The 24124-nt window shown below is 73.3% G+C and carries 24 protein-coding genes; 14 read left to right on the top strand and 10 right to left on the bottom strand.

Going from position 1 to position 24124, the window contains the following annotated elements; all coding sequences use genetic code 11:
• Window positions 1-21: 21 nt before the first annotated feature.
• Window positions 22-471, bottom strand: coding sequence for an SAV_6107 family HEPN domain-containing protein (locus V6V47_RS23930; RefSeq protein WP_334630568.1), 450 nt, complete (start codon window positions 469-471; stop codon window positions 22-24).
• A gap of 420 nt (window positions 472-891) precedes the next feature.
• Window positions 892-2088 carry an FAD-dependent monooxygenase gene (locus V6V47_RS23925; RefSeq protein WP_334630567.1) on the bottom strand — a complete coding sequence of 399 codons (1197 nt, stop codon included), beginning with the start codon at window positions 2086-2088 and terminating at the stop codon, window positions 892-894.
• Window positions 2089-2175: 87 nt separating this feature from the next.
• Here V6V47_RS23925 and V6V47_RS23920 point away from each other — a divergent pair, with 87 nt between their 5' ends.
• The 7 genes from V6V47_RS23920 (at window position 2176) to V6V47_RS23890 (ending at window position 8261) form a co-directional block, all read left to right on the top strand.
• Window positions 2176-2910, top strand: a complete 735-nt coding sequence (locus tag V6V47_RS23920; protein WP_334630566.1) for a TetR/AcrR family transcriptional regulator — start codon at window positions 2176-2178, stop codon at window positions 2908-2910.
• Window positions 2911-2989: 79 nt separating this feature from the next.
• On the top strand, window positions 2990-3478 hold the full coding sequence (locus V6V47_RS23915; protein ID WP_334630565.1) for a YbaK/EbsC family protein: 489 nt from the start codon (window positions 2990-2992) through the stop codon (window positions 3476-3478).
• Window positions 3475-4233 carry a monooxygenase gene (locus tag V6V47_RS23910; protein WP_334630564.1) on the top strand — a complete coding sequence of 253 codons (759 nt, stop codon included), beginning with the start codon at window positions 3475-3477 and terminating at the stop codon, window positions 4231-4233. Before V6V47_RS23915 ends, V6V47_RS23910 begins: the two co-directional genes overlap by 4 nt.
• Window positions 4230-4781, top strand: coding sequence for a GNAT family N-acetyltransferase (locus V6V47_RS23905; RefSeq protein WP_334630563.1), 552 nt, complete (start codon window positions 4230-4232; stop codon window positions 4779-4781). Before V6V47_RS23910 ends, V6V47_RS23905 begins: the two co-directional genes overlap by 4 nt.
• Window positions 4778-5638 (top strand): carotenoid biosynthesis protein, encoded by an 861-nt coding sequence (locus V6V47_RS23900; protein WP_334630562.1) that lies wholly within the window; start codon window positions 4778-4780, stop codon window positions 5636-5638. The genes V6V47_RS23905 and V6V47_RS23900 overlap by 4 nt, the downstream gene beginning before the upstream one ends.
• On the top strand, window positions 5635-6762 hold the full coding sequence (locus V6V47_RS23895) for a glycosyltransferase (RefSeq protein WP_334630561.1): 1128 nt from the start codon (window positions 5635-5637) through the stop codon (window positions 6760-6762). Before V6V47_RS23900 ends, V6V47_RS23895 begins: the two co-directional genes overlap by 4 nt.
• Before the next feature lie 11 nt (window positions 6763-6773).
• Window positions 6774-8261 carry a phytoene desaturase family protein gene (locus tag V6V47_RS23890; RefSeq protein ID WP_334630560.1) on the top strand — a complete coding sequence of 496 codons (1488 nt, stop codon included), beginning with the start codon at window positions 6774-6776 and terminating at the stop codon, window positions 8259-8261.
• A gap of 12 nt (window positions 8262-8273) precedes the next feature.
• Here the strand turns inward: V6V47_RS23890 and V6V47_RS23885 are convergent, their stop codons facing one another.
• Both V6V47_RS23885 and metF read right to left on the bottom strand, forming a co-directional pair.
• Complete coding sequence (locus V6V47_RS23885) at window positions 8274-8963, bottom strand: CDP-alcohol phosphatidyltransferase family protein (RefSeq protein WP_334630559.1); 690 nt, start codon at window positions 8961-8963, stop codon at window positions 8274-8276.
• A gap of 43 nt (window positions 8964-9006) precedes the next feature.
• Window positions 9007-9924, bottom strand: coding sequence for a methylenetetrahydrofolate reductase [NAD(P)H] (metF, locus tag V6V47_RS23880; protein ID WP_334630558.1), 918 nt, complete (start codon window positions 9922-9924; stop codon window positions 9007-9009).
• Window positions 9925-10193: 269 nt separating this feature from the next.
• Here metF and V6V47_RS23875 point away from each other — a divergent pair, with 269 nt between their 5' ends.
• On the top strand, window positions 10194-10583 hold the full coding sequence (locus tag V6V47_RS23875; protein WP_334630557.1) for a helix-turn-helix transcriptional regulator: 390 nt from the start codon (window positions 10194-10196) through the stop codon (window positions 10581-10583).
• Between the two features lie 9 nt (window positions 10584-10592).
• Window positions 10593-11675 carry a polyprenyl synthetase family protein gene (locus V6V47_RS23870; RefSeq protein WP_334630556.1) on the top strand — a complete coding sequence of 361 codons (1083 nt, stop codon included), beginning with the start codon at window positions 10593-10595 and terminating at the stop codon, window positions 11673-11675.
• Window positions 11676-11828: 153 nt separating this feature from the next.
• On the opposite strand, the gene V6V47_RS23865 is transcribed toward V6V47_RS23870, so the two are convergent.
• On the bottom strand, window positions 11829-12221 hold the full coding sequence (locus V6V47_RS23865) for an Rv2175c family DNA-binding protein (RefSeq protein WP_334630555.1): 393 nt from the start codon (window positions 12219-12221) through the stop codon (window positions 11829-11831).
• 188 nt (window positions 12222-12409) lie between these two features.
• Here V6V47_RS23865 and pknB point away from each other — a divergent pair, with 188 nt between their 5' ends.
• Window positions 12410-14392, top strand: a complete 1983-nt coding sequence (pknB, locus tag V6V47_RS23860; protein WP_334630554.1) for a Stk1 family PASTA domain-containing Ser/Thr kinase — start codon at window positions 12410-12412, stop codon at window positions 14390-14392.
• Window positions 14392-15258 carry a deoxyribonuclease IV gene (locus V6V47_RS23855; RefSeq protein WP_334630553.1) on the top strand — a complete coding sequence of 289 codons (867 nt, stop codon included), beginning with the start codon at window positions 14392-14394 and terminating at the stop codon, window positions 15256-15258. The genes pknB and V6V47_RS23855 overlap by 1 nt, the downstream gene beginning before the upstream one ends.
• 379 nt (window positions 15259-15637) lie before the next feature.
• Here V6V47_RS23855 and V6V47_RS23850 read toward each other — a convergent pair whose 3' ends face one another.
• The 4 genes from V6V47_RS23850 to V6V47_RS23835 form a co-directional block, all read right to left on the bottom strand.
• Window positions 15638-16669: a threonine aldolase family protein gene (locus V6V47_RS23850; RefSeq protein ID WP_334630552.1), complete on the bottom strand. Its 1032-nt coding sequence runs from the start codon at window positions 16667-16669 to the stop codon at window positions 15638-15640.
• A 49-nt stretch (window positions 16670-16718) separates the two neighbouring features.
• Complete coding sequence (locus V6V47_RS23845; protein ID WP_334630551.1) at window positions 16719-18125, bottom strand: class II 3-deoxy-7-phosphoheptulonate synthase; 1407 nt, start codon at window positions 18123-18125, stop codon at window positions 16719-16721.
• A gap of 87 nt (window positions 18126-18212) precedes the next feature.
• Window positions 18213-18722: a hypothetical protein gene (locus V6V47_RS23840; protein WP_334630550.1), complete on the bottom strand. Its 510-nt coding sequence runs from the start codon at window positions 18720-18722 to the stop codon at window positions 18213-18215.
• A 162-nt stretch (window positions 18723-18884) separates the two neighbouring features.
• Entirely contained in the window at window positions 18885-20495 is a 1611-nt protein-coding gene (locus V6V47_RS23835; RefSeq protein WP_334630549.1) for a glycosyl hydrolase family 18 protein, read from the bottom strand.
• Window positions 20496-20662: 167 nt separating this feature from the next.
• Here V6V47_RS23835 and V6V47_RS23830 point away from each other — a divergent pair, with 167 nt between their 5' ends.
• The gene (locus tag V6V47_RS23830) at window positions 20663-21157 is read left to right on the top strand and encodes a glutathione peroxidase (protein ID WP_334630548.1); all 495 of its coding nucleotides are present in this window, start codon (window positions 20663-20665) and stop codon (window positions 21155-21157) included.
• Between the two features lie 685 nt (window positions 21158-21842).
• Here the strand turns inward: V6V47_RS23830 and V6V47_RS23825 are convergent.
• Window positions 21843-22688 carry a GNAT family N-acetyltransferase gene (locus tag V6V47_RS23825; protein ID WP_334630547.1) on the bottom strand — a complete coding sequence of 282 codons (846 nt, stop codon included), beginning with the start codon at window positions 22686-22688 and terminating at the stop codon, window positions 21843-21845.
• A 98-nt stretch (window positions 22689-22786) separates the two neighbouring features.
• Between V6V47_RS23825 and V6V47_RS23820 the strand changes: the two genes are divergently transcribed.
• A complete protein-coding gene (locus V6V47_RS23820) occupies window positions 22787-23461 on the top strand; it encodes an NADPH-dependent F420 reductase (RefSeq protein WP_334630546.1) in 675 nt (224 codons plus the stop codon).
• Between the two features lie 254 nt (window positions 23462-23715).
• Complete coding sequence (locus V6V47_RS23815) at window positions 23716-24123, top strand: PPOX class F420-dependent oxidoreductase (RefSeq protein ID WP_334630545.1); 408 nt, start codon at window positions 23716-23718, stop codon at window positions 24121-24123.
• Window position 24124: the final 1 nt, after the last annotated feature.

Genomic DNA, 24124 nt, shown 5'->3' with positions numbered 1-24124 from the left:
GCGGCCGGCAGCACGGCGGGATCATGCGGCGAGGCCGTCCAGGGCCGGTTGGTGCGCCACGCCGAGCGCGGTCTCCACCACCGTGACGAACTGTTCGGCCGCGCGGAGCAGGTCGTCGGCCTCCCGGGCGCTCACCACCCGGGGGATGCCGGCCTCGGCGGCGGCCCGTTTGCCGGCCCCGGCGGCGAAGAACCGGGCCCACTCGTCGAGCTCGGGGGCGACGGCGCAGAGCAGAACCCACACGCTGGTGATCCGGTTGCGGCGGCCGGGGGCGGGCCGGGCCCGGGCGGCGAGCAGGGCGGCTGCGGCGCGCAGCGCCGCCAGGTGGGCGGCCGCGTAGCGCAGGCCGTCGGGTCGGGTCTGGCCGGCCTCGACCAGCCCACGCCGGGCCAACGTGAGGAGTTGGGCGGGGGTGCGGTGCGGCAACGCGTGCGCCGGCACCGTCGGTGCCTGAGCCGGGTTGGTCGGCATGGTGACTGTCTCCTCCACGTGGCCGGGGCGTCGCCTCGGCGCGCTGGTGCCGCCGATGAGACGCCGAGGTCGGGTGGTGCGGAGGAACACGCACGGGGTGGTGGCCGGCCGGGTGTGGATCCTCCCCCACACCACACCCGCCCGTCGTACCGGCGGGTTCGTCGCCCGCCGCCCGGGGGTCGTGGGCGGCGAGCGACGCTCCTGCCTGGTGGGCTCGGGCTCGCGACTGCCCGGAAACCCAGGTGCGGCCCGCGGAGCCGCACCGCCCGGGGCTGGCGCCGCGAAACACCGCGCCCCGGCTGGTTGGAACGGGCGTTCGAGGCAATCGAACACTCGTTCTAACTGCTGCTGACAGTACACCCCCCCTCCGACGAAAATGCAACGTGTGACGCGCCGCCCGTGCGCACCGGGCGCGACGGCTCAGCTCGGGGCCGGATAGTCGGGCAGGTCGAGGTCGGTGGCCAGGGACCGGGTGCCGCGCACCAGCATGGCCTGGACCGGCCGGGTACGCAGCAGCCGGTTGCGCAGCCAGAGCCCGCCCGCGGTGGCCGGGGCGAGGAACGGGCCGGGGCTGGCCCCGCGCTGCCAGCGCATCGCGTAGTCGCGTAGCCGCCGCTCGTACGCGGGAAAGGCGATCCGGTGGTCGCCACCGGCCACGGCCAACTCGCCGGCGAGCACGTACCCGCCGACGATGCCGGTGCCGACCCCCATCCCACCGAGGGTGACGCCCCAGGCCGCGTCGCCGAGCAGCGCGGTGCGACCGGCGTGCCAGCGCGGTACGCGCACCTTGCTGATCGAGTCGAAGTACAGCTCCGGCGCGTCGCGCAGGCTGGCCAGCAGGTGCGGCACGTGCCAGCCCAGCCCGTCGAGCGCCGTCGTGATGATCTTCTTCTGCTGGTCGAGGTCGTACCAGTCGCCCTCGGGGTCGGGCGCGGTGAAGACGACGAAGGCGCCGGCCCGGGTCGGGTCGCTCTGATCGGCGGCGACACTGGCCATCCGCCCCGGGACGTTGTACTGCTGCGACAGGGGCCCCACCCCCAACTCGTTGGGCAGTTCCCAGCCCGCCAGGTGGTAACCGAGGTGCCGCACGTATCCCGACTCCGGGCCGAAGGCCAGCCGGCGTACGCCGGAGTGCAGCCCGTCGGCGCCGACCACCAGGTCGACGGTGCGTGCGCCGGCACGGTCGAACTCGACGTGCACTCCGTCGACGGTCTCGGTGAGCGCGGTGATCTGGTCGCCGAACAGGTACTCGGCCCGGTCGGCGCTGCGCCGGTGCAGGATCCGGGACAGGTCCCGACGGCGGACCTCCAGCTCACCCCCGGCGAACTCGGCGGGCAGGCGGAAGATCTCCCGGCCGTGCTCGTCCACGCAGCTCATCGCGCCGCCCCGGGTCTGCACCGCGCGCAGGTCGTCGAGCACACCCATGGCGGCCAGCACCCCCAGGTGGGTGGGGCCGCGGAAGTCGACCGCGAAGCCGCTGGTGCGCAGCGCGGGGGCCAGCTCGACCACGGTGACCTCGGCGCCGTACCGGGTCAGCCACCAGGCGAACGCCGGACCGGCGACGCCCGCGCCGGAGACGAGGACGCGCAGACCGCGCAGGGCGAGGGAGTACGACATGAAGGGCCTCCGAAACTGTGTCTCACGGATACAGATTACTCTAGACACAGTTCAGCGACCTGGACAAGACAGCGAGACGGGAGACCGATGGACCCGGTGGACGCCACTGGCGCGACACAGCGCCAACGCCTCGTCGATCTGCTCTGGCAGCCGCCGAGCCCGCCACGACGCGGACCCCGACCCACGCTCACCCTGGCCGTCATCGCCCAGGCCGGCATCGCGGTCGCCGACGCCGACGGGCTCGGCGCGGTGACCATGCAACGGGTCGCCGAGTCGCTGGACGTGACCAAGATGGCGCTCTACCGGTACGTGCCGGGCAAGACCGAACTCGTCGCCCTCATGATCGAGACCGGGATCGGAGAGCCACCCGCGCTGCCCGTCGACGCGCCCTGGCGCGACCAGTTGGACGCCTGGGCACGGCAGATGTACGACCGGTTCCACCGGCACCCGTGGGCGGTGGCCGCCACCGTCGGCGTACGCGTGCTGGGGCCCCACGAGTTGGGGTGGATGGAACGGGCCATCGCCGCACTGGACGGCACCCGCCTGCACGGCGGCGAGAAGCTCGACGTCGTGGTGCTCCTGGTCGGGCATGTCCGCAACCTCGCCCAGCAGGTGGCGGGCATCCCCACCGAGACCCCGGAACAGGCCATGGCACCAGGGCTGTCCGACCTGCTGCGGGGGCAGGAGCAGCGATTCCCGGCGCTGCTCGAAGCGGTGGCCTCGGCCGCCGTCCATGATGGCCGCGACCAGGCACTCGACTTCGGGCTGTCCCGGATCCTCGACGGAGTGCAGCTGCTGGTCACCGAGCGCGCCCGGTCCTGACCGCCGCGCGGGACACGACCGGGCGGGACACGACGTGGGCGGCTGAGCAGGCCGCCGGTGGACCGGGAAGAATGGCGGCATGCAGCCACACCCGAACGTACGGGCGGTGCAGGACGCGCTCACCGGTGCCGACGCGCTCGACGGCGCCGGTGCGCCCAGCACGGTCCGCCTGCTGCCCGACGCGGTGCACACCGCCGCGGCAGCCGCCGAAGCGCTCGGCGTCCAGGTCGGCCAGATCGCCAACTCGCTGATCTTCGATGCGGACGACGCGCCGCTGCTCGTGCTCACCTCCGGCGCGCACCGGGTGGACACCGCCGGCCTGGCCGCATCGATCGGGGTCACCCGACTGCGCCGGGCCACCCCGGAGTTCGTCCGGGCCCACACCGGGCAGCCGATCGGCGGGGTCGCACCGCTCGGGCACCCGCGACCGCTGCGCACCCTGGTGGACACCGCGCTGGCGGCGTACCCGGAGATCTGGGCCGCGGGCGGCGTACCGCAGGCGGTCTTCCCGACCACCTACGCCGAGCTGCTGCGGATCACCGCCGGCACCTCCGCCGAGGTGGCGTGAGCGAGCGAACCAGCGGGCACAGCGCCGTCGCGGAGCTGGTCACCCTGCACGTGTGGCGGACCTCCCGTGCCGCGCTGCCCCGGGCGCTGGCCCGGATGGCCGTGGACCGGGGGCGACTGCGCGCCCTCCCGGGCGTCCGGTTCGGCAAGCTGCTGGGCACCGGGACCGGCACCGGCTTCGGCCCGGGTGACACCGACCTGACCCGGTGGGCGGCGCTGACCGTCTGGGACTCCCCCGCCGCGGCGGCCGGCTTCGACGACTCGCCGGTCGGGCGGGCCTGGGCACGGATCGCCCACGCCCACGCCCGGGTCGACCTGCGTCCGCTGAGCAGCCGGGGCGAGTGGTCCGGCCAGCGACCGTTCGGCGACCCGCCCGGCGGCCGGGTCAACGGGCCGGTGCTGGCGCTGACCCGGGCCCGGCTGCGGGCCCGCCGGACGGCCACCTTCTGGCGGGCGATCCCCCCGGTGGCCGCCGCCCTGCGCGACGCGCCGGGGCTGCTGGCCCGGTTCGGTGTCGGTGAGGCTCCGCTGGGTTGGCAGGGCACGGTGAGCGTGTGGCGCGACCCGACGGACCTGGTGGCGTTCGCGTACCGTCACCCGGAGCACCGGGCGGCGATCATGCGAACCGCCACCGTGGGTTGGTACGCCGAGGAGCTGTTCGCGCGGTTCGAGGTGCGCGACGTGGTCGGCGACCGGACGGTGCTCGGGTGGGTCTCCGACGGCGACCTGGGAACGGCGAAGGGTGAACGGGCATGAGGTTGGTGCGCTGGACGCCGGACGATCTCGTCCGGCGGCTGGACGACGTGGTTGCCGTCTACGGTGAGGCGATGGGATACCGCACCGACCTGCTCGAGGCTCGGCGCGGTTACATCGCCACCCACGTACGCCGACCCGGGTTCCGGGCCGTGGCCAGCCTGACCACCGAGGGGCACCTCGCCGGCTTCGGGTACGGCTATCTGGGCGGGGCCGGCCAGTGGTGGCACGACCAGGTGCACCGGGCGCTGGACGCGCCGACCCGGCAGCGGTGGCTCACCCACTGCTTCGAGGTGGTCGAGCTGCACGTCCGGCCGCCGGCGCAGGGGCACGGTCTGGGCGCCGGCCAACTGCGGGCGCTGCTCGGCATGGCCGAGGGCGACACCACGCTGCTGTCCACCCCGGAGGCCGAGGAGCAGACGTCGCGGGCCTGGCGGCTGTACCGGCGGTTCGGTTTCGTCGACGTGCTGCGCGACTTCCACTTCCCCGGCGACGAGCGGCCGTTCGGCGTGCTCGGCCGGGACCTGCCGCTCGAGCCTCCGGCGTCATGACCGGGCGGCGGGTCTCCTGGACGCTGCTCGCCGTCCTGGTGCTCGCCCAGATCTGCTACCCCCTCACCACCGGTGCGACCCGGGCCGGTCTCACCGTGGCCACCGTCGTGCTCGGCTGGCTGCTCTCGGTCGGCCACGCGCTGCTCAGCCGTGGTCTGCGGGCCGCGTCGGCGCTGGTCGCAGTGGCCACCGGCGGCGGGTTCGCGATCGAGGCGGTCGGGGTGGCCACCGGGGTGCCGTTCGGCAGCTACGACTACTCCGGTGAACTCGGCCCGAAGCTGGCCGGGGTGCCGCTGATCATCCCGCTGGCCTGGACCTGGATGGCCTGGCCAGCCTGGCTGGCCGCGGTCCGGCTGACCGCCGGCAGCGGATCACCGACCGCCGGCACCGGATCACCGGCCGGCCGGTGGGCGGGTCGGGTCGCGCTGGCCGCGTTGGGGTTGGCCGCCTGGGACCTCTTCCTCGATCCGCAGATGGTCTCCGAGGGCTACTGGGTCTGGCGGGACGCCAGCCCGGCGCTGCCCGGCCTGCCCGGCATCCCGGTCAGCAACTACCTGGGCTGGCTGCTCTTCGCGGTGCTGCTGATGAGCGCGCTCCGCCCGCTGGCCGGGCCGAGCGCCGAGCACACCGACCAGCGGGACCACCCGATGATCGCGCTCTACCTGTGGACGTACGGCTCCAGCATCCTGGCCCACGCGGTCTTCCTCGGCCTGCCCGCCTCCGCACTCTGGGGCGCGGCCGGCATGTCGGTCACCGCCGTACCGCTGGCGGTGACCCTGCTGCGGGCCCGCCGGGCCCGCGACCCGCACCGGGACGACCGCCACCGGCACCGCACCGGCGTCGACGCGACCCGATGACCATCCTGCTCGCCCTGCTGCTCGCCGTCGCCGCGCTGACCGGGCACACCTGGCTCAACGCCACCCGCTGGCTGCGCCGACCCACCGACCGGCCGGACGAGATCAGCGAGTCGGTAGCCGTGCTGCTGCCGCTGCGTGACGAGGCCACCCGGGTCACCGGGTGCCTACGCGCCCTGCTCGCCCAGCGCGGCGTACCCGGGCTGCGCGTCGTGGTCCTCGACGACGGGTCCACCGACGGCACCGCCGACGTGGTCCGCGCGGTGGCCGGCGACGACCCGCGGGTCACCCTGCTCACCGGGGTCGCCCCGCCGCCGGGCTGGCTGGGCAAGCCACACGCCTGCTGGCAACTGGCCAACCGAGCCGACCCGGTGGCCACCGCGCTGGTCTTCGTCGACGCCGACGTGGTGCTCGCCCCGCACGCCGTGGCGGCGGCGGTCACCGAGCTGCGCGCCGCCCGCGCGACGCTGCTGTCGCCGTACCCCCGGATCGTGGTGACGACGGCGGCCGACCGCCTGGTGCAGCCGTTGTTGCAGTGGCTCTGGCTGACCTTCCTGCCGCTGCGCGCGATGGAGCGCTCGCCGCGGCCGTCGCTGGCCGCGGCGGGCGGGCAGTTCCTGGTGGTGGACCGGGCCGGCTACACCGCCGCCGGCGGGCACGCCGCGGTCGCCGACAGGATCCTGGAGGACGTCGAGCTGGCCCGAGCGGTCAAGCGGGCCGGCGGGCGGATCGCTCTGGCCGACGGCTCCCGACTGGCCAGCTGCCGGATGTACGAGACCTGGCCGCAGCTGCGCGACGGGTACTCGAAGTCGCTCTGGGCGTCGTTCGGGCACCCGGGCGCGGCGGCGGCCGTGGTGGCGCTGCTCCTGCTGCTCTACACCGCCCCGCCGCTGATCACGGTGACCGCCCTGGCCGCCGGCGCGCCGGGGGTGGCCGTCGCAGGTCTGGCCGGGTACCTGCTCGGGGTGGTCGGGCGGGTGTTCACCGCCCGGGCGACCGGGGGCCGGTGGTGGCCCGACGCGCTCGCACACCCCGTGTCGGTCGTGGTCCTCGGTTGGTTGACTCTGCGGTCGTACCATCTGCGAAAGCGGCGTCGCCTGACCTGGCGGGGCCGTCCGGTCAGCTAGGGGGATGCGGCATGGCGCGGATCGTGGTCGTCGGCGCCGGGGTGGGTGGCCTGGCCACCGCCGCCCGGCTGGCCGCCACCGGGCACCAGGTGACCGTCTTCGAGCGGGCCGACACGGTCGGCGGCAAGCTCGGCCGGTACGTGCACGACAGCCCGGTCGGGTCGTTCCACTTCGACACCGGACCGAGCCTGTTCACCCTGCCCGAGGTGTTCCACGACCTGTTCGAGGCGACCGGGGCGAAGCTCGACGAGTACCTGGACCTGACCCCGCTGGACCCGATCGTCCGGCACGTCTTCGCCGACGGTGGGCCGGCACTGGACTCCTGCGCCGACCCGGTGGAGTTCGCCGCCCGGATCGGGGCCGTCCTCGGTGACCGGGCGGCGGCCGACTGGCAGCGGCTGTGGCACCGGGCCGAGCGGGTGTGGCACGCCTCCGAGCGGGACATCCTGCGGCGTACCGTCGACTCCCCCCGCGACCTCGCGTCGCTGGCCTGGCGCGTCGGCGACCTGGCCGCCATCGCTCCGGGGCGCACCCTGCGCGGGCTGGGCCGCGGCCACCTGTCCGACCCGCGGCTGCGGATGCTGCTGGACCGCTACGCCACCTACACCGGCGCCGACCCGCGCCGGGCGCCCGCCGCGCTCGTCGCGGTCCCCTACGCCGAGCTGACCTTCGGCGGCTGGTACCTGCGCGGCGGGTTGGGCACGCTCGCCGACGCGCTGCTGACCCGCTGTCTGGACCTCGGCGTGGTCGTGCAGACCGGCGCCGCGGTGACCCGCATCGACGCCGCCGGGGGCCGGGTGCACGGGGTACGCCTCGCCGGCGTCGCCGCGCCGGTGCCCGCCGACGTGGTGGTGGCCAACGTGGACGCGCTCACCGTCTACCGCGACCTGCTGCCGCATCCGCGCCGGCTGGCCGGGCTGGCCGACCGCAGCCTGGCCGGTTTCGTGCTGTTGCTGGGTGTCTCCGGTGACAGTGGCCTGGCCCACCACAACGTCTTCTTCCCGCGCGACTACGACGCCGAGTTCGACGCGGTCTTCGGCGACCCGGGGCGCGGCGTACGGGCCCGGCCGGCGGCCGACCCGACGGTGTTCGTCACCGTGGCCGACGACCCGATGGTCCGCCCGGCCGGGCACGAGGCGTGGTTCGTGCTGGTCAACGCGGCTCGGCAGGGCACCGCGACGGGCGCGGTCGACTGGCGTCGCCCGGGGCTGGCCGACGCGTACGCCGACCGGATCCTGGACGTGCTGGCGCAGCGCGGCGTCGACGTGCGCGACCGGCTGCTGTTCCGCGAGGTGCGCACCCCGGCCGACCTGGACGCGGCGACCGGCGCGCCGGGCGGCTCGATCTACGGCACCGCCGGCGGGCTGCTCCGGCCGGCGAACCGAGGCCCGGCGCACGGGTTGTGGCTGGTGGGAGGCTCGAGCCACCCCGGGGGCGGGCTGCCGATGGTGACCCTCTCCGCGCAGATCGTCGCCGACGAGATCGGCCCCGCCTGGTAGGGGCCCCGGCGCTCAGCCGGCGTTGAGCAGTGCGCGGCGGATGGTGGAGAGCAACTGCCCCAGGCCGAAGCCGGCCAGCAGCACCCACACCGCGGTCGCCATGGTGATGGTGCCGGCGGCCAGGTCCGCATCGATCAGCCCGGTCAGCCCGGCGACCAGCAACCCGACCAGGGCCACCGAGACGCGGGTGGGGCGTTCGCCCACGGTCACCGCGCCGATCTCTCGCATGCCGGCGGAGACCGCCCGGGCCCGGACGTACTCGTGCAGCCAGGACAGCGCACCAGCCGCGACGACCAGCGCGCCCGGCGCGCCCACCAGCCAGAACGCCAGCAGCCAGGCCACCTCACCGAGCCGGTCGGCGACCGAGTCGTAGACGTAGCCGAGCCGGGTGGTGCGGTCGGTGGCCACCGCCACCGCTCCGTCCACGCTGTCCGCCACGGCCGCGAGCAGCACGAACAGCGCGCCGAGGAACGGCCCGTCCCCCGGCCGGGTCACCAGCAGCGGTACGCAGAAGCAGAGCACCACCCCGGCCACCGTGACGGCGGTGGGGCCGACCCGCAGCCGGCCCAGCACATACCCGACGTGGTACGCGAACCGCAGCCAGGCGCGTACCACCGGCGCGGCGGATCGGGGGTCGAACCCACCGTGCAGCCGCGCCCACGCCGTGGCGTACTGGTCCCAGTTCAGCTGTGTTCCCACCACGGATCAACCGTCGTGTCGGGCATCAGGTGTCGCAGACCCGCCGTCACACCCGCGCGCCGGCCTGGATGTGCTGCCAGACCTCGCGGGTCGCGGTGGACCGGTTGAGGGTGATGAAGTGGATCCCCGGCACGCCCTCGTCGAGCAGCCGGCGGCACATCTCGCTGGCCTGCTCGATGCCGAGCCGGCGGACGGCCTCCGGGTCGTCGGCGACCCGCTCGAAGCGCGCCGCCAGCGCCGGCGGGAAGGGCGCACCGGAGAGCTGCACGGACCGTTCGATGGTGCCGATCTGGGTCACCGGCATCACCCCGGCCAGGATCGGGGTGTCGCAACCGGCGGCGGCGACCCGGTCGCGCAGCCGCAGATAGTCGTCGACGTCGAAGAACATCTGCGTGATCGCGAACTCGGCGCCGGCCCGGCACTTGCGGATGAAGTGCGCGGTGTCGCTGGCCACGTCGGGCGAGCGGGGATGCTTGTACGGGAAGGCCGCCACGCCCACGCTGAAGTCACCGGCGTCGCGGACCAGGCGGACCAGGTCCTCGGCGTAGTCCACGCCCTCGGGATGGCGGACCCACTCGCCGCCCGGATTGCCGGGCGGGTCGCCGCGCACCGCCAGCACGTTGCGCACCCCCACCCCGGCGAGCCGACCGATCACGTGCCGCAGCTCGGCGACGGAGTGGTTGACCGCGGTCAGGTGGGCCAACGGCAGCAGGGTGGTGTCGGTGGCGATCCGCTCGGTCACCGCCACGGTGGTGTCCCGGGTCGAGCCGCCCGCCCCGTAGGTGATCGAGACGAACGACGGACGCAGCGACTCCAGCTCGCGGATCGCCTGCCAGAGGAGCTGCTCACCCGCCTCGGTCTTGGGTGGGAAGAACTCGAACGAGAAGGTCGGCTGGCGGTCGCGGATGAGCTCCCCGATCGCCGGCTGCGGATTGGGGAGTATCGAGGGAAGACCGAGCGCCACGCCCCGACTCTAGCGGGCGGCTTCCCCGCGACCCAGGTGGTTCCCACGCCGGGTCGTGGATCGACGGGTCCCCGCGCCCGACGGCACCCCCGGTCCGGGCCCGACGGGCGGAAAGCCGTCGTACCCGCGGGGTAGGAATGGGTGGCGCGGGAGGGGCGGTGGGGGCGGCCCCGGGGGCTCGCGTGGGGGTCAGCAGCCGACCGGTGGCGCCGGTCCGTCCCGTCGGGCGGGCGGGTCGTCACCGCACCGACGCCCCGCCTGGAGGACCGATGACCCCGCCCCCACCGTCACGCCCGGCACAGCTCGGGTTGCTGCTGGCCCGCTGTCGGTTGGCCCGGGGCTGGAGCCAGCAGCGCACCGCCACCGAGTTGTGTGCCGCCGCCGGTGTGCCGACGTTGAGCCGGCACGAGATCTCCCGATGGGAACGACAGCGGCGCATACCGGGAGGATTCTGGCTCGGCTGGCTCGCCGTCGTGCTGGACGTGCCGTTGGTGGTGCTCGCCGAGGCCGCCGCGTACGCCCGGCGGGCCGGCCGGACGACGTCCACCGTTCCGGGCCGAGCCACCGCCGCCCGGTCGGCCACGCGGACGGGCCCGGGCCGCGCTGGCGCGCGGGCTGGCACGCGTGGCGGTGGAGCGCGTCGAACGGGGACCGGCTAGCGTCGTCACGTGACCCACGCTGCTCCCGTGTCTCCCGTCGACCGTGCCGGCCTGCGGCAGCGGGTCGACAAGGCCCTCACCGAGTTCCTGGCCAGCCAACGGGTCCGGTTGACCGGCGTGGACGACGCCCTGGTGCCGGTGGCGGAGGCGATCGAGGCGTTCGTGCTCGGCGGTGGCAAGCGGCTGCGTCCGGCCTTCGCGTACTGGGGGTTCCGCGGTGCCGGCGGGGTGGACGGCGACCAGGTGCTCACCGCCCTGGCCGCGTTGGAGTTCGTGCAGGCCAGCGCCTTGATCCACGACGATCTGATGGACCGCTCCGACACCCGGCGCGGCGAGCCGGCGGTGCACCGGCGGTTCGCCGCCCGGCACCGCGCCGCTGGCTGGGGCGGCGACGCGGACGGGTTCGGCGACGCCGCGGCGATCCTGCTCGGCGATCTCTGCCTGGTCTGGTCCGACGAGTTGCTGCACTCCGCCGGGCTGGATCCGCAGGCGGTGGCCCGGGCCCGGCCGGTCTTCGACGAGATGCGCACCGAGGTCACCGTCGGGCAGTACCTCGACGTGCTGACCCAGGTCACCGGCGACACCTCGGTGGAACGGGCCGGGAAGGTCGCCCGGTACAAGTCCGCGAAGTACACCGTCGAGCGTCCGCTGCTGCTCGGGGCCGCGCTGGCCGACGCGACGGCTGACATCCGGTCGGCGTACTCGGCGTACGGGCTGCCACTGGGTGAGGCGTTCCAGCTCCGCGACGACGTGTTGGGGGTCTTCGGGGATCCGGCGCAGACCGGCAAGCCGGCCGGGGACGACCTGCGTGAGGGCAAGCGCACGTACCTGGTGGCAGCGGCCGTGGAGACCACCGACGACGCCGGTCGGGCGCTGCTGCTCGGCAGGCTCGGTGACCCGGATCTGGACGACCAGGGGGTGGCCCGGGTGCGTGAGGTGATCTCCGCGAGCGGGGCGCTGGCCCGCACCGAACAGCGGATCGCCACCCTCACCGACACCGCACTGGCGGCCCTGGCCGCCGTCGACCTGGACACCGAGGCCCGCCAGACCCTGGTGGACCTCGCCATAGCCGCAACCCGCCGCACCGACTAACCCCCGGCTGCGGCCCGGCTGCGGCCCGGCTGCGGCCCGGCCCGGCCCGGCTTTCGCGGTCGATCATGAGGTTAGCGGCGATCCGCCTCGGCGTGTCGCGCCGCTAACCTCATGATCAACGCAGGATGGGGTGGGCCGCAGGGCCCGCCGGGGTCAGAAGCCCAGGGCTTGGGCTCGGCGTTTCACCTCGCGGGCCTGGTCGCCCGACAGGGCGGCGGCCGGGGTGCCACCGGGGAGGATGTCGTCCGGCTCGTAGAGCCAGCGCAGCGCGGCCTCGTCGTCGTAGCCGGCGTCGAGGAGCAGGTTGAGCACACCGGGCAGGTGCTTGAGCACGGTCTGATTGGCCACCAGGTCCGCCGGTATCCGGCGGATGCCGTCGCGGCGGACCGCCAGCAACTCCCGGTCGCGGATCATCTGGTGCACCTTGCTGATCGACACGTCGAGGCGCTCGGCGACGTCGGGCAGGGTGATCCAGGCGGCCGGGTCGGCGGGTCCGGCGAGCTCGGGGCCGGGCACGGCCTGGCCGGAGGGTACGGGTTCGGTCACCCGATCACCCTGTCACGCCGCTGCCGGGGCGGGTCACCGGCACCCCGCAGGACAGGTCTGGACCGGGTCACGAACCGTCGGTGACCAGCGGAGAGAGGGGCCGCGAGCGCGGCGGGACAGATTCGGTCGCCACTCGGCTGTAGCATCCTGTTAAACCTTCGCCTCCTGGACACATAGACTCGCTGCCGATGGACACACAGGTCGCCGACACGTTGCTGGGCTCGCTGATTGACGGGCGCTACCGCATTCGCGGTCGCGTGGCCCGTGGCGGCATGGCGACCGTGTACACCGCCACCGACGAGCGCCTCGAGCGCACCGTCGCTGTCAAGATCATTCATCCGACTCAGGCGCCCGAGGCTCGGGCCCGGATCGCCAACTTCGTGGCCCGGTTCACCGACGAGGCGAAGACCATCGCCCGGCTGACCCACCCCAACGTGGTGGCGGTCTACGACCAGGGCACCCATGCCGGCCTTCCGTACCTGGTGATGGAGTACGTCCGCGGCCGCACGCTGCGCGACGTGCTGGCCGAGCGGCGCCGACTCAACCCGGACGAGGCGCTGGCCATCGCCGAGCAGATGCTCGCCGCGATCGCCGCCGCGCACCGGGCCGGCCTGGTGCACCGCGACGTCAAGCCGGAGAACGTGCTGGTCGCCGAGGCACCCACCGGCGGCGTCGCCAACCTGGTCGACAGCGTCGTCAAGGTGGCCGACTTCGGGCTGGCCCGGGCCGTCGAGGCGAGCGCCGACGACGAGCAGGGCAACCAGCTGATGGCCACCGTGGCGTACGTCGCCCCGGAACTGGTCACCGAGGGCCGAGCCGACCCGCGTACCGACGTCTACTCGGCCGGCATCGTGCTGTTCGAGATGCTCACCGGTCGGGTGCCGTACGACGGGGACCGCCCGGTGGACGTCGCCTGGCAGCACGTCGACCGAGACGTGCCAGCACCGTCGACGCTGGTGCCGGGCCTGCCGTCGACCCTCGACGATCTCGTTCAGCGGGCCACCCGTCGCGATCCGGGCGCCCGGCCCACCGACGCCGGCGCGTTCCTGGCCGAGGTGCAGGTGGCCCGGGACGACCTGGGTGACGCCAACAGCCGTACCGCCGTGCTGCGCCGGGTGACCGACCAGCCGCCGTTGTCCCAGCCGACCATGGTGGTCGCCGCGGTCCGCCCGGCTGAGCGTCCGGCCTGGGCCCGGCTGCCCGAGAACGGTCAGGGGCCGGGTCGGCGCAGGGCCGCACCGGAGCCGGCCGAGAGCCTGGGGGCACGGCTCGGCGCGCTGCGCAGTCGCGTGCTGGGCCACCCGCAGGGCCGGCTCGCCGTCGGGGCCGTGGTGGTGGTGCTCGGTCTGGTGGCAGCGCTCGGCGGCTGGTGGTTCGGCGTCGGTCGCTACACGGTCGCCCCGCAGTTGGTCAGCCTGAGCAAGGCGGACGCGCAGGCGCAGGCCGACCGCGCCGGGCTCGTCCTGAAGTTCGGCGAGCCACGCTACGACGAGAAGGCCCCCAAGGACAGCGTGCTCGGGCAGGACCCGGCATCGGCCTCTCGGATCGTCAAGGGCAGCACCGTCACCCTGGTCCTCTCGCTCGGCCCGGAGCGCTTCGGCGTGCCGGACGTGGTCGGCAAGGAGTTCGAGCTGGCCGAGGCCGACCTGGTCAACGCGAAGCTGGTGGTGGCCAAGGGCACCGCCCGTTACGACGACAACCTGCCGGCCGGGGTCGTGGTGGACAGCTCCCCCAAGGTGGGCACCGAGGTCAAACCGGGCGCGAAGGTCACCCTCATCCTGAGCAAGGGCAGGGCGCCGGCCACGGTCCCGAACCTGGTCGGCAAGACCCTGGCCGAGGCCAAGACCATCCTGGCCCAGCTCAAGCTGGAGCTGGTGGAGACCTACAAGGATTCCGACAAGCCCAAGGACGAGATCCTCGGTCAGAGCCCGTCCGACGGCACCGGCGTGGAAAAGGGCACCCAGGTCAAGGTGGACGTCAGCAAGGGCCCGGCGCAAGTGGTCGTGCCCCGGGTCATCGACCTGCCCTGCTTGCAGGCCAAGCAGGTGCTGGAGAGCCAGGGCTTCCCCGTGGTGATCGCGGTCAACCCGAACGCCGTGGTCCGACTCCAGCTTCCGACCGAGAATTCGCCGGTGCCTCCGGGCACCCCCGTCACGATCACGTGCTTCTGATGCCGGCCGTCTGCTCGCGTCCGGTGGGCGCGCACACCCCGACCTCCGGCGGGCTCGCGAAGGCGGCCCTTCCCTATCTCGACACGACCGGCGCCAAGGCGGTGCAGGTCTACGTCTCCAACTCCCGGGGCTGGGCGCTGCCCGCCGGCGACCCGGTGCAGGACGCGCTGTTCCGCGACGGCTGTGCCGAGCGCGGCGTCCCGTCCTTCATCCACGCCGCGCTGCTGGTCAACCTCGGCTCACCCACCCAGGCCACGGTCGAGCGCTCGGCCGAGACGCTGGCGCACGCGCTACGCCGGGGCGCGGCGATCGGTGCCCGCGCGGTGGTGTTCCACGCGGGTAGTTCGGTGGACGAGGGGCACGCCGAAGCGGCGATGCGGCAGGTCCGGGAGCGATTGCTGCCCCTGCTGGACTGGGCGGCCGAGACTGGCGGGCCGATGCTGCTGGTCGAACCGAGCGCGGGCGGCGGGCGGTCGCTCGCCTCCCGGGTGGAGCAGCTCGGGCCCTACCTGGACGCGGTGGACCGGCACCCCATGCTCGGGGTCTGCTTCGACACCTGCCACGCCTGGGCGGCCGGCCACGACCTGGCGGCCGAGGGCGGCATGACGGCGACCCTGGACACGCTGGTGGCCACCGTCGGCGCGGACCGACTGCGGCTGGTGCACGCCAACGACTCGAAGGATCTGTGCGGCTCCACCCGGGACCGGCACGAGAACATCGGCAAGGGCACCATCGGCGAGCCGGCCTTCGCCGAGCTGATGGCCCACCCGGCCACGGCCGGCGTCCCGGTGATCGTGGAGACGCCCAGCGAGAAGGCCATCGGCCACGCCGCCGACATCTCCACCCTCAACCGCCTCCACCCCTGACGCTCCCACCCGCCCGCTCCCGCAGTCGGCGGTGCGGCCGCCCTGATCACGAGGCCACCCGCCCGCTCCCGCTGTCGCCGGTCCACGCCGCCCTGATCACGAGGCCACCACCCGCTCCCCCGGTCGGCGGTGCGGCCGCCCTGATCACGAGGCCGCTACATCGTGGATGTAGTGGCCTCGGCGCGTGCTCGAGGCCACTACATCCAGGATCGAGCACGATCAAGCGGCCCGGAGCGTGCCTCGCGCGGAGCGTGCCTCGCGCGGAGCGCGAGGCGAGCGGCGCGCGGGGATGCCAGGTCGCGCGGGGTCAGGCGGCCCGGAGCGTGCCTCGCGCGGAGCGCGAGGCGAGCGGCGCGCGGGGACGCCAGGTCCTGCGAGGTCAGGCGGCCAGGAGACGCGCCAGGACGGCGGCGGCGCGGGTGACGCCAGCGTCGTCGAGGCCCAGGTGGGTGACCAGGCGGGCGGTACGCGGGCCGAGCACCGAGATCAGTACGCCCTCGGCCCGCGCGGCGGCGGCCAGGGCGGGGGCGTCCAGCGCGTGCTTGGTCAGGTCCAGCGGAACCAGGTTGGTGCGGACCGCGGTGGCGAGCACACCGAACGGCGCGACCACCTCGGCGAGCCGGGCAGCCCTGGCGTGGTCCTCGGACAGCCGGTCGATGTGGTTCGCCAGGGCGTACCGACCGGCGGCGGCGAGGATGCCGGCCTGACGCATGCCGCCGCCCATCCGCTTGCGGATCAGCCGGGCCTGCCCGATCTTCTCCGCGCTGCCCACCACCAGGGAACCGACCGGCGCGCCGAGGCCCTTGGAGAGGCAGACCGAGAGCGTGTCGAAGAGTCGGCCGTACTCGATAAGCGGCACCCCGTCGGCGACGTGGGCGTGCCAGATACGGGCACCGTCGCAGTGCAGCGCCACGCCCGCGTCGTCGGCGACCTGGCGCAGCTCCCGCAGGGTGGCCAGCGGGATCACCCCGCCGCCGCCCCGGTTGTGGGTCTGCTCGACGGCGATCGCCCGGGTGGGGACGGCGAAGTAGCCGTCCGGTCGGATCATCTGGGCGACCGTCTCCGGGTCGACGTCCGCGCCGATCGCGGGCCAGGTCCGCGAGGAGATGCCGCCGTACACGGCCGCGGCGCCGATCTCGTACGTCACCACGTGCGCGTCGGCGTCGCAGAGCAGTTCGTTGCCGGGCGCGACCAGCAGTTGCAGGGCGATCTGGTTGGCCATCGACCCGCTCGGGGCGAACAGTGCCGCCTCGTGCCCGAACAGCGCGGCGACCTCGGCCTCCAACGCGTTGACGGTCGGGTCCTCGCCGTAGACGTCGTCACCGACCTCGGCGGTGGCCATCGCCTCCCGCATACCGGCGGTCGGCCGGGTCACCGTGTCGGACCGCAGGTCCACGATCGTGTCAGCCACAGTTGTCCTCTCGCTGCCGGCTGCGGGGCTCACCGGCTCGCTCCTCGCGTCAGCCACGGAGCATCTCCGCTACCAGGAAGGCCAGCTCCAGCGACTGTTGGGTGTTCAGTCGGGGGTCGCAGGCGGTTTCGTACCGGTCGGGCAGGTCGAGGTCCTCGATGCCCTGGGCGCCGCCGAGGCATTCGGTGACGTCCTCGCCGGTCAACTCGACGTGCAGGCCACCGGGGTGGGTGTCCAGCCCGCGGTGCACCTCGAAGTAGCCGAGCACCTCGTCGACGATGCGGTCGAAGTGCCGGGTCTTGTAGCCGTTGGACGACTCGTGCGTGTTGCCGTGCATCGGGTCGCACTGCCAGACCACCTTGGCGCCGGCGGCGGTGACCTTGGCGACGATCGGCGGCAGGGCGTCGCGCACCCGGTGGTTGCCCATCCGGCTGATCAGCGTGAGCCGGCCCGGCACATTGTCCGGATTGAGCTTTTCGCACAGCTCGATCGCCTCGTCCGGGGAGGTGGTCGGGCCGAGCTTGACGCCGATCGGGTTGGCGATCCGGGAGATGAAGTCGATGTGCGCGCCGCCGATCTGCCGGGTGCGCTCACCGACCCAGAGGAAGTGCCCGGAGAGCCCGTAGGCCCGGCGGTCCGAGACCCGGGTGAGTGCCCGGTCGTACTCGAGGGCGAGCGCCTCGTGGGAGCAGTAGAGCGTGACGGTGCGCAGCGCCTCGTCGTCGGTCATCCCGCAGGCCCGGATGAAGGCCAGCGCCCGGTCGATCTCCCGGGCGATCGCCTCGTAGCGCTCCCCCGCCGGGGAGTTCTTCACGAAGCCCTTGTTCCAGTCGTGCACCGCGTGCAGATCGGCCAGCCCGCCGGCGAGGTACGCCCGGAGCATGTTCATGGCCGCCGCCGAGTTGGCGTACGCCCGGATCATGCGCTGCGGGTCGGCGACCCGGGCGGCCGGATCGGCCTCCAGCGAATTGATCATGTCGCCGCGGTAGGCGGGCAGGCCACGGGCGTCGGTGGGCAGCGACCGGGGCTTGGTGTACTGCCCCGCGACCCGGGCGACCTTGACCACCGGCAGTGACGCGCCGTACGTGAGCACGATCGCCATCTGGAGCAGGGTGCGGGCGTTGGCCAGCAGGTGGCTCTCGGTGTTGTCGACGAAGGTCTCGGCGCAGTCGCCACCCTGGAGCAGGAACGCCTTTCCCTCGCAGACCAGGGCGAGCTTCTGCCGGAGCTGGTCCACCTCGTAGGGCGCGACGACCGACGGCACGGTGTCGAGCACCGTGCAGACCTCGGCGACGGTGGCCGGGTCGGGCCACGGCGGGACCTGCTCACGGGGCAACTCCCGCCATCGGTCCAGGCCGAGGGCGGCGTCCTCGGCGGAGTCGATGGTCGGTCGGCTGGTCTGCAGGCCCGGGCTGCCCACCGCGGGATGGCTCAGCTGATGCCACTCATGGCGCATGACAGAAAGCCTACGGCGAATCCCGCCGGGACCGGGGGGCGAGGGGGACGGTTCCGGTAGGTGGGAGATCAATCCCAGCCCGCCGGGTCAGGACGCGGGCGTGGGGACGACGCCGGTCGGCGTCGCGCCGGCCGCCGGAGCGCCGCCCGGGGCCTCTCCGGCGATGCACCAGTCGCCGCCGTCCTTGGTGACGGTGAACACCAGCGGCCGGGTGGTCTTGCGCTTGCCGGCGGTCACCGAGACCGACACGCTGACCTCCTGGCCACGCGGGCCGGAACGCACGTCGGTGATGGTCGCCTGGGGCACCTCGAAGTGGTCGGCGAAGTCGCCGTTGGGGCCGGTGGCGGCGAGGTCGAAGCCGTCCTGCAGCAGCGCGCAGAGCTGGCTGCGGCCGGCGGCGGCGTCCTTGGCAGTCATCGCGTCGAGGTACGCCTGCACCCGCTCGCGGGACCGGGTGGCGGCCTCTTCGGCGGGGGCCCGCTCGGGCTTGGCGGCGGGCTTCTCGGCCGAGCCGATGATCCCGCAGCCGACCAGGGCGACCGGCAGCAGCATCAGCCCGGCGGCGGTCGCCGCCAGCCTGCGGTGGGTCGGGCGCATGATCACCTCCGTCGACGGCGACATCGAGACGTGCCGAGCCGCGAGTCTGCCACATCGGGCCGACCCGGCCGACGCTGGGCGTCGACCGGGTCGGTACCGCACGGGCGGGGAGGGACGGTGCGAGCCCCTCCCCGCCGTGTGGGTGGTGCGTCGGCCTTCGGCTCAGCCGAGACCGCCCTTGATGGCGCCGATGAGTTCACCGTTGCCGGTGTCACCGGAGAGTTCCCAGAAGAACGCGCCACCGAGGCCCTGGTTGTTCGCGTACGTCATCTTGCCGTTGATGGTCGACGGGGTGTCGTAGCTCCACCAGTTGCTGCCGCACTTGGCGTACGCGGTGCCGGCGACCGTCCCGGTGGCCGGGCAGGTGTTCTTGAGGACCTTGTAGTCCTCGATGCCCGCCTCGTAGGTGCCCGGTGCCGCTCCGGTGGCGCTGCCGCCCGGGGCGGCCTGGGTGACACCAGTCCAGCCCCGGCCGTAGAAGCCGATGCCGAGCAGCAGCTTGTTCGCCGGCACGCCCTTGCTCTTGAGCTTCTGGATCGCCGCGTCCGAGTTGAAGCCCTGCTGCGGGATCCCGGTGTACGAGGTGAGCGGGGAGTGCGGGGCGGTCGGGCCCTGGGCGTTGAACGCGCCGAAGTAGTCGTACGTCATCGGCATCAACCAGTTGAGGCTGCCCACGGCGCCGGCGTAGTCGGTGGCGTCGATCTTGCCGCCGTTGCTGCCGTCCGCGGTGATGGCGGCGGTCACCAGAGCGCTGGAGCCGAACCTCGACCGCAGCGCGCCGACCACGTTCTTGAACGCGTTCGGGCCGCTGCTGTCACAGCTCAGCCCGCAGGCGTTCGGGTATTCCCAGTCGACGTCGATGCCGTCGAACACGTCGGCCCAGCGCGGGTCCTCGACCAGGTTGTAGCAGCTCTCGGCGAAGGCCGCCGGGTTCTGCGCGGCCTGGGTGAAGCCACCGGACCAGGTCCAGCCACCGAAGGACCAGATGACCTTCAGGTGCGGGTACATCTGCTTGAGCTTGCGCAGCTGGTTGAAGCTGCCGCGCAGCGGCTGATCCCAGGTGTCGGCGACGCCGTCCACGCTGTCCGCAGCGGTGTACGCCTTTTCGTAGTCGGCGTAGCTGTCACCGATGGCGCAGCGGCCGCCGGTGGTGTTGCCGAAGGCGTACAGGATGTGGGTCAGCCTCGCGGCCGAGCCGCTCGTGGAGATGTTCTTGACGTGGTAGTTGCGGGCGTAGACGCCCCACTCGGCGAAGTAGCCGACGACCTTCTTGGCCCCAGGGTTCGGCGGAGGCGTGGTCGGCGGTGGCGTGGTGGGTGGCGGCGTGGTCGGCGGAGGGGTGGTCGGCGGTGGCGTCGTCGGCGGAGGGGTGCCACCGCCGCACGCGCCGCCGTTGACGGTGCAGTTCAGCGGTGCCGCGTAGGGGCCGGCGCCGTTGTAGCCCCAGCTGAACGAGGCGCCCGGTGCGAGCGCACCGGCCCAGCTCTTCTTGACCGCGACGTAGTGGTTGCCGCTGCTGGTGATGTCGGCGTCCCAGGCGCTGCTGATGGTGGTGCCCGACGGCAGGTCGAACTCGATGCGCCAGGTGCTGACGCTGGCGGTCGACCCGTTGGTGACGGTCACCCTCGTCTCGTGACCGGTCCCCCAGTCCTGCGCCTTGGTGAACGTGGCGGTGACACTGCCGGCGCCGAAGGCGGTGGTCATCGGCACTGCGGTGAGGGTCACGGCGACCACGGCACCGGCCCAGAGGGCCCGGCGGAGCGATCTCTTCATGAGGCGTCTCCCCAAATTGTTAGGAAACTTTCCAAAAGGATGGTGAGACGGTACTCAGCCCGTCATCACTTCGTCAAGATGTGCATGTTTCGATTTCTGTTGATGCGCGGAGTGCGCCGGAACCGCCCGTGGCCGAGACCCCGTCGGCCTGCGCGTAGCCTCGGGCCATGACCGTCTTCGACACCCCGATCGACGCCCTCAATGGCGGCCCGGCCGACCTCGCCAGCTACCGCGGCCAGGCGCTGCTGGTCGTCAACGTCGCCTCCCGCTGCGGCCTCACCCCGCAGTACGCGGGCCTCCAGGCCCTTGCCGACTCCTACGCCGACCGCGGCCTGGTGGTGCTCGGCGTGCCGTGCAACCAGTTCGCCGGGCAGGAGCCGGGCAGCGCCGCCGAGATCAGCGACTTCTGCCAGGTCAACTACGGGGTCACGTTTCCGTTGACGGAGAAGGTGGACGTCAACGGCGTCGACCGCCACCCGCTCTACGCCCAGCTGGTGGACACCCCGGACGCCGACGGGCACGCCGGGGACGTCCGGTGGAACTTCGAGAAGTTCCTGGTCGCGCCCGACGGCACGGTCGCCGCCCGCTTCGCCCCCACGGTCGAGCCCGGCGCCGACGAACTACGCGCCGCCATCGAAAAAAATCTCCCCACCCAAGCCTGACCCCAACCGCGCCCGCCCCGCCCCGCACCCCACCCCGCCGCCCAGCCCAGCGCTGCGCCGCCCCGCCCAGCCCAGCCCAGCGCCGCGCTGCCCAGCGCCGCTCCGCCCAGCCCAGCGCCGCGCTGCCCAACGCCGCCCCGCCCAGCCCAGCGCTGCGCCGCCCCAACCGCGCTGCCCCGCGCGACGCTGCGCTGCCTCACGCCGCCCCAACCGCGCCGCCCAGCCCAGCGCCGCCGATCATGGAGTTGTGGTGCCCAACCTGCCCCAATTAGCCCGACTCCTCCCCACCACATTTCCATGATCGACGGCCCTCCCACACCGTCGACCCGGTGATCAAGAGGTTTGCGTCAATTCGGAGCCCGGTTCTGACGCAAACCTCTTGATCACCGGGTCGAGCGGTCGACCGCCGGCCACTGAGGTAGGTCGGATTCGCCTCGATCGTGGATGTAGTGGCCTCCGGAGGCCGGGAGGCCACTACATCCAGGATCGAGCGTGACCACGCGGCGTGCGGCATGCGGCGTGCGGCGTGCGGCGTGCGGCGTGCGGGGCAACGACGCGGCGGGCAGGCAGCGGCGCGGCAGGCAAACACGCGGCGGGCGGCGGGCAAACGGCGCGGCGGGCAAACGGCGCGGCGGGCAAACGACGAGGCGGGCAAACGGCGCGGCGGGCAGCGACCGCGGCGGGGTCAGGCTGGTATTAGGCGCCACTGGGCCGCGTCGGACACCGGCCGGTAGCCGAGTGCCTGATAGATCTTGTTGCTCGTCGGGTTGGCCAGGTCGGTGTAGAGCGTGCACCTGGTGGCGCCAGCCTCGAGCGCGTGGCGGCTGACGTGCGCGACGCAGCCGCTGGCGAAGCCACGGCCCCGCCACCGGGGTGGGGTGTACACACCGCTGACCCGGACGACCCCTGCCACCGGCCGGCTCAACCAGGCCATCGCCACCGGCCCGCCGGCCTCTACCCAGAGCCAGAGCAGGTCACCGTGCCACAGTCGGGCGTCGATCTGCCCGCGGGGGTCGACCGGCGGACCGCCGGGCACGGTCTCCCTGGCGTACGCGGCGGCCCAGTCGATCAGCAGGTCCCGGTCCGCGGGGGTGGCCGGTCGGGCACGTCCGGCCACGACGACCGGCGGCCGGACCGCGTCCAGCGAGAGGATCCGCTGCGCGGTGCCGGGTACGGCGGACCCGGCGACTCGGTCGGCGTACCGCTGGGCGAACTCCGCCACGGCCGGGACCGGGCCGTTCACCTCGACCAACGGCGGCGTCGCCCGCACGAAGTGGTCGGCCAGCGCTTGCGCGACGGTCGTCGACACCGCGCCCAACAGCGGCCCGTGCGGCGGGGTGTGCACCACCGCGCCCACTGTTGCGCCGCCGTCGACCACCCGCACGAACCGCTCGGCACCGGAGAGTGGCACGTCTCCGGAGAGCCGGTCCGCGACGAGTGTGAGCAGTACGTTGTGCAGAACGGGTTCGCGGCGCAGCCAGGTGCCTGTCGTCGCGGCGAAGGTCGCGAGATCCTCGTCGAGGCAGCGCATGCCCGGCAGTCTGCGCGGGCGGCCGGCGCCCCGGCAACCGGAATAACCCACCACCATGGTCGGGAATGCCTCGCGGGTGGACGGAGTTGGGAAACAACATGACGACTGTGGGACTGATCGGCAGTGGCAACATCGGCGGCACGGTGGCCCGGCTGGCCGTGGACGCCGGCTACGACGTGGTGCTGAGCAACTCGCGGGGGCCGGAGACGCTCACCGACCTGGTCGACGAGTTGGGCAAGCGGGCGAGCGCCGGCACCGCACAGGACGCGGCCCAGGTCGGTGACCTGGTGGTGGTCAGCGTTCCGCTGAAGGCGTACCGGGCGGTGCCGGTGGAGCCGCTGGCCGGCAAGGTCGTTCTCGACACCAACAACTACTACCCCCAGCGCGACGGAAACTTCCCGGAGCTGGACGCCGACGAGATCACCAGCAGTGAGCTGCTCCAGCAGCATCTGCCGACGTCCCGGGTGGTGAAGGTCTTCAACAACATCTTCTTCAAGCACCTGGCCGCGCTGGCCCGCCCGACTGGCGCGGCCGACCGCAGCGCCCTCGCGATCGCCGGGGACGACGCCGCCGCGAAGGCCGAGGTCACGGCCTTCCTGGACCGGATCGGCTACGACGCGGTGGACGCCGGGTCGCTGGCCGACAGTTGGCGCTACCAGCCGGACACCCCGGCGTACGGCACGCTCTACTCGGCCGACCCGACCGACTGGGAGCACCCGGCGCAGGGCGACGCCGACAAGCTCCGCACCCTCCTGGCCGCCGCCACCCGCTGATCACCGGTGCCGGGCGGGCCGCTGACGGAGCCCGCCCGGCGGCCGTTCACCCGGCGCTGCCCTTGGCTCAACGGTCACCGCCGTGCCGAAGGAGCGGAATGTTCGGCAACCGCAACCTCTCCCCTGAGGGACCCCCGGTGAGGCACGGCCTTGGATCACACAACGTTCGAACGATCGTGAGCAGGACACCCGGCCGATCACGACCGACCCGGCGTCGACACAGCCGACGCCACCCCTCAGAGAGGCGACCGCAGATGAGCGCGTTCACCGAAGCTGAAAACACCTACCTCGACAGCCAGCGCCTTGGACGCCTGGCGACTCTCGGCCCCGGCGGCGCCCCGCAGGCCCGCCCCGTGGCGTTCACCCTGAACCGTGACCTGGGCACTGTCGACATCGGCGGACACAGGTTGGCCTCCAGCCGCAAATACCGCAACATCCAGACCGACAACCGGATCGCCTTCGTCGTGGACGACCTCGCGAGCACCGACCCTTGGAGCCCTCGCGGTATCGAGATCCGCGGCACCGCGGAACTCCTCGTCGCCGACCCGCTACGCCCGGGCTTCAGCGCGGAACTCATCCGCATTCACCCGCAGAGGATCGTGGCCTGGGGCCTCGACACCGATGCCTTCGCGCCACCACACTCCCGCAACGTCGGGAGCTGAG

This window comes from Micromonospora sp. CPCC 205539, from assembly GCF_036906815.1.
Lineage (GTDB): Bacteria > Actinomycetota > Actinomycetes > Mycobacteriales > Micromonosporaceae > Micromonospora.
The sequence above is the reverse complement of the archived record's forward strand: the minus strand, read 5'-3'. Positions and strand labels throughout refer to the sequence as shown.

Bases quoted from the DNA above. Each gene is read 5' to 3' on its own strand.
- V6V47_RS23930 (WP_334630568.1), bottom strand. From the start codon at position 471: ATGCCGACCAACCCGGCTCAGGCACCGACGGTGCCGGCGCACGCGTTG.
- V6V47_RS23925 (WP_334630567.1), bottom strand. From the start codon at position 2,088: ATGTCGTACTCCCTCGCCCTGCGCGGTCTGCGCGTCCTCGTCTCCGGC.
- V6V47_RS23920 (WP_334630566.1), top strand. From the start codon at position 2,176: ATGGACCCGGTGGACGCCACTGGCGCGACACAGCGCCAACGCCTCGTC.
- V6V47_RS23915 (WP_334630565.1), top strand. From the start codon at position 2,990: ATGCAGCCACACCCGAACGTACGGGCGGTGCAGGACGCGCTCACCGGT.
- V6V47_RS23905 (WP_334630563.1), top strand. From the start codon at position 4,230: ATGAGGTTGGTGCGCTGGACGCCGGACGATCTCGTCCGGCGGCTGGAC.
- V6V47_RS23900 (WP_334630562.1), top strand. From the start codon at position 4,778: ATGACCGGGCGGCGGGTCTCCTGGACGCTGCTCGCCGTCCTGGTGCTC.
- V6V47_RS23895 (WP_334630561.1), top strand. From the start codon at position 5,635: ATGACCATCCTGCTCGCCCTGCTGCTCGCCGTCGCCGCGCTGACCGGG.
- V6V47_RS23890 (WP_334630560.1), top strand. From the start codon at position 6,774: ATGGCGCGGATCGTGGTCGTCGGCGCCGGGGTGGGTGGCCTGGCCACC.
- V6V47_RS23875 (WP_334630557.1), top strand. From the start codon at position 10,194: ATGACCCCGCCCCCACCGTCACGCCCGGCACAGCTCGGGTTGCTGCTG.
- pknB (WP_334630554.1), top strand. From the start codon at position 12,410: ATGGACACACAGGTCGCCGACACGTTGCTGGGCTCGCTGATTGACGGG.
- V6V47_RS23855 (WP_334630553.1), top strand. From the start codon at position 14,392: ATGCCGGCCGTCTGCTCGCGTCCGGTGGGCGCGCACACCCCGACCTCC.
- V6V47_RS23845 (WP_334630551.1), bottom strand. From the start codon at position 18,125: ATGCGCCATGAGTGGCATCAGCTGAGCCATCCCGCGGTGGGCAGCCCG.
- V6V47_RS23840 (WP_334630550.1), bottom strand. From the start codon at position 18,722: ATGCGCCCGACCCACCGCAGGCTGGCGGCGACCGCCGCCGGGCTGATG.
- V6V47_RS23835 (WP_334630549.1), bottom strand. From the start codon at position 20,495: ATGAAGAGATCGCTCCGCCGGGCCCTCTGGGCCGGTGCCGTGGTCGCC.
- V6V47_RS23830 (WP_334630548.1), top strand. From the start codon at position 20,663: ATGACCGTCTTCGACACCCCGATCGACGCCCTCAATGGCGGCCCGGCC.
- V6V47_RS23825 (WP_334630547.1), bottom strand. From the start codon at position 22,688: ATGCGCTGCCTCGACGAGGATCTCGCGACCTTCGCCGCGACGACAGGC.
- V6V47_RS23820 (WP_334630546.1), top strand. From the start codon at position 22,787: ATGACGACTGTGGGACTGATCGGCAGTGGCAACATCGGCGGCACGGTG.
- V6V47_RS23815 (WP_334630545.1), top strand. From the start codon at position 23,716: ATGAGCGCGTTCACCGAAGCTGAAAACACCTACCTCGACAGCCAGCGC.